The following is a 3,592-nucleotide window of genomic DNA, read 5'->3' as shown; positions in this document are numbered from 1 at the left end:
AAAATAATAAAAAGTTATTTCCGTAAAATTTTTTGAGCTGTAAGGGCTCAAAATTTTCCAGAATAACTTTTTAACTTACACAGTTAGTGAGATACTACCCTATTTCCTAATCCACCTTTATCAACACTCCCATCGCCTCTATTCTGAGCTTGGGTATATCCTTTTTTTGTATCTCCTGACCATCCTTGAACAACAACAACTAAATTTTTATATCCGTCATCCTTTCTAAAATCTACAGCTTCTAATCCTTCAAGTTCTCTGGCATCAACAACCCTATTTTCAGAAAAATTATAATGTGACTGATAAGCATATTTTTCGCTTAAAGGATCCACATTAAAGAACCTTCCCATCGCAGCATCATAATTGCGCCACTTATAAGAGCTCCATCCTGTCTCCCGCTGTTTCTCCTGTCCTTGAGACGAATAGCTGTAGAATGGACTGATTGAATTAGAAGTACTTAGTTCTCCTCCAAACTCCAATCCAAATGGATAATAATGGGTGACTCTGTCTACTTTTAGATTCCCGGAAGTATCTTTATAATAAGCGAGCCTGATATTTCCTACCTGATCGGTATAGTTGTAAATATACTTATTTTGAACGAAATCATAATACCCTCAGAGGTAGGAACAAAACTTAATTCATTGCCTGTGTACTGAAAGCCATCGAGGTAGTCTGTGGTCATAATGGTTTCAGTGTTCATTCTGCCTGTTCCATACGTATGGATTTTTCTTAGCTTAGCTCCCTGTGCATTGTACAGGTATTTCGTATTCACATAATAGGAAGGCCTTAATTCATGGGACTCGTATTGCTTATCAAATTTTATGTAGGTAGGCAGATTAAGGAAATTATAATCGATCTGCAAAATCCCTTTATCTACATGGTTTATCATATTACCATTCGTGTCATAAGCAATAGCATTGCCTGAAGTACTGGGATAGCCACTATAATTTCCTGAGGTATCATTTACCTTGGTAAGCCTGTTTCCCATATAAGTATAGCCCAGATCATCCATCAACACCCTTCCTGTATTTTCAATATACCTGTTCCTTTTTAGGCTTATTATATTTCCATTGACATCGTAGCTTAAGCTTTCATTGTAATAATCATTCCGGGGAGCGGTGGTACCGGGTTCAGAATAAATTCCGTCCTTTAATCTTTCCAGTCCATCGTATTTATAATTGTACCTTCTTAACTTTCCATCATATGCACTCACCCAATCCATTTCTGCAATGTTGCCATTGTATTTTCCCTGGGACACTGTGGAATAAACAGGATTCTGGTATTTGAGTTCGTAGGCGAAAAGTTTACCGTTTAAATTGGCAGGGTCATTGATCTTAGTCATCCAACCCCTGATATTGTATTTATAATCAACCTGCTGTAACGGTGAGGCTGCACTGATCCTTCCTACTTTCTTGGATTCAAGTTGTGAAAGCTCATATAAATATTCTGAGCTAATTGATTTACCTTTTGCCAAATTTTAACTGAAAAACTACAAGGTTTTATCTTTATCTACTCCCAAGTTTGTAACTTCGGAGAGCGAGCAGAACCCGTGGAAGTATCTCTGGATTATCTCGTAGGGTCTACGGATATTCTACTGGATAAAAATATTGTCTCAAAAATTTTAGATATACAAAAACTAAAAGAGAATGATAGACAACATGTCTTCGCTCTCCTGGATGCGTTCCTTAAACAAATTAAAATGCAATCGATAATGTAATATATAAGCCACTCAATGAGTGGCTTTGTTAATTAACCCTCTTCTTAATAGTTGCGTAATAAAAAATGTAACTACAGCAACTATATACAAAGCTCTTTGTTCAGGATATTTTAATGCCCAATAAATAAAAGGAGAACTTATTAAAATCCATTCTAAAAACAGTTTAATTTTTAAATGCTTTTGATTGAAAACAATTAAAAATAAATCCAAAATAATCAATGCAATGATAAAACAAATCCAAAATAACATCCCATAAAGAAGGATGCCTATTAAAGAAGCAATAATTGTTTGAAAAAAATCTCTTGAAACATTTGGGTCTAAAGAGTCAGATATTGTAGTAAACAAAAATGACACTATAAAGACTCCAACAATATTTATCCAATTTGTATATAATAATTTCATATTCTTATTAATTTTTAACGAGGTACTGGGGCGCCAGATGCATCAGGCAAGTATTGTTGCTCTGGTATCTTAACAGTGTTTGATGATTCATATATTTTATTCCAATCACCAACAGAGTATGTGTTATCTCCTTGTTTAACTCCTGTAAATACACCATTTTCATCCATTGTAACTGTAAAATTATTTGACATCATTGGACGATTATTATCTCCAAATAAATTTACAATAGGGTTTCCTACTGCAGGACTAACACCTACCATTAATTGATTTCCTGCAGTATCTCCAATCATAGTTTCGGCAGAAGGAAAAGCATCACCAGTTTGAGTTACACTTACGCCTAATGTTCCTGCTGTTTTATTTTCAGTTAAGATAAAATTTGTAGTAACATCAATAGACGGAGTAACTGAACTTGGAGTTAAAGGATTTGACCCTGCCATCTTAGCTGTCCAAGAGGTAGTTGTACTTCCATCTTTATTTGTCGTGTATACTGCATTACTTATATTTCCAACATCATTCGTTGCAGTAGCAGTTCCTAAATAAGGATGAGAAGAAGGACTTGAAGTTGCTCCATAATTAGTATAAGTATGATTGTCTGTATTCATTATATAACTATGAGAGAGTCTTGATGTAACATTTTGAGAAGTAGAATACCCTCTACTGTCTCCCGAAAATCCTCCACCAAATGTTGGAAATGGAGCAAAAGAACGTGTAGTTACTGGATATGGCCACATTCCATCAGGGTCGATAAAACGTATTGGATTATCAAAAGCGTATGTATAAGGCGACCATCGTCTGCCTATCTCCGCCAGCGGATCCACAACACCCCATCTTCCCAAATCCGGCATATAGAATCTTGCTCCATAATCATACATACCCGTATCCTGAAGTTCCTTTCCGTTGTACTTATAACTATAATACGAGCCTATCAGACTTTTCCCATTGCCAATATGGTTGAGTCCAAACGGATAGTAGTCATTGCTGTCTGTAATTTCCAGAGCACCTGCGCTGTTTTTACCAAAACTGATCCTTGCATTTCCAAGGTGGTCTTTGTATTGATAAATATAGCGGTTTTCTATGAAACTATAAAAACCTTCAGAGGTGGGTACAAAATCCAGTTTCCATTCGGGGGTTAAATTAATTTCATTAAGCTGGCTGTCTGCTTTTTTATATGCCTGCTCTTCATACGCAAATTCAGTCCGGCAGGTTAAACATACTTCTCCGCCTCCAAAATAATTGTAATGAAAACCGTCCAGGTAATCTGTTGTACGGGTAATTTCCTTTATTCCTTTACGGCCTTGTCTGAAGTAGTTTTTACGAAGCTTTATTCCGTCTGCACGGTATAAATAGCTAAGGCTGAATTCAAAATTTTCTCCGAAAAAAGGATCCCGTTGACTGATTAATAGAACTCCAGGCAGGTTCAGATAATTGTAGGTAATGCTCTGAATTCCTTTATCCTTCATATTGGTCATATTT

4 protein-coding genes are annotated in these 3,592 nt (G+C 36.0%); all 4 read right to left on the bottom strand.

All coding sequences use genetic code 11. From position 1 onward, the window contains the following. Positions 1 to 83: 83 nt before the first annotated feature. Positions 84 to 479, bottom strand: a complete 396-nt coding sequence (locus DRF67_RS21230; RefSeq protein WP_165851853.1) for an RHS repeat-associated core domain-containing protein — start codon at positions 477 to 479, stop codon at positions 84 to 86. 80 nt (positions 480 to 559) lie between these two features. After that, a complete protein-coding gene (locus DRF67_RS21225) occupies positions 560 to 1,474 on the bottom strand; it encodes a hypothetical protein (RefSeq protein ID WP_115930294.1) in 915 nt (304 codons plus the stop codon). A 255-nt stretch (positions 1,475 to 1,729) separates the two neighbouring features. Next, complete coding sequence (locus DRF67_RS21220; RefSeq protein WP_115930293.1) at positions 1,730 to 2,119, bottom strand: hypothetical protein; 390 nt, start codon at positions 2,117 to 2,119, stop codon at positions 1,730 to 1,732. A 14-nt stretch (positions 2,120 to 2,133) separates the two neighbouring features. Next, the coding region (locus tag DRF67_RS21215) for an RHS repeat-associated core domain-containing protein (RefSeq protein WP_133297687.1) at positions 2,134 to 3,592 on the bottom strand (1,459 nt) is incomplete at its 5' end.

Origin of the sequence: Chryseobacterium pennipullorum, from assembly GCF_003384725.1 — a bacterium.
In the GTDB taxonomy this organism is placed as follows: domain Bacteria; phylum Bacteroidota; class Bacteroidia; order Flavobacteriales; family Weeksellaceae; genus Chryseobacterium; species Chryseobacterium pennipullorum.
This window is presented reverse-complemented; position numbering and strand designations above follow the sequence as displayed.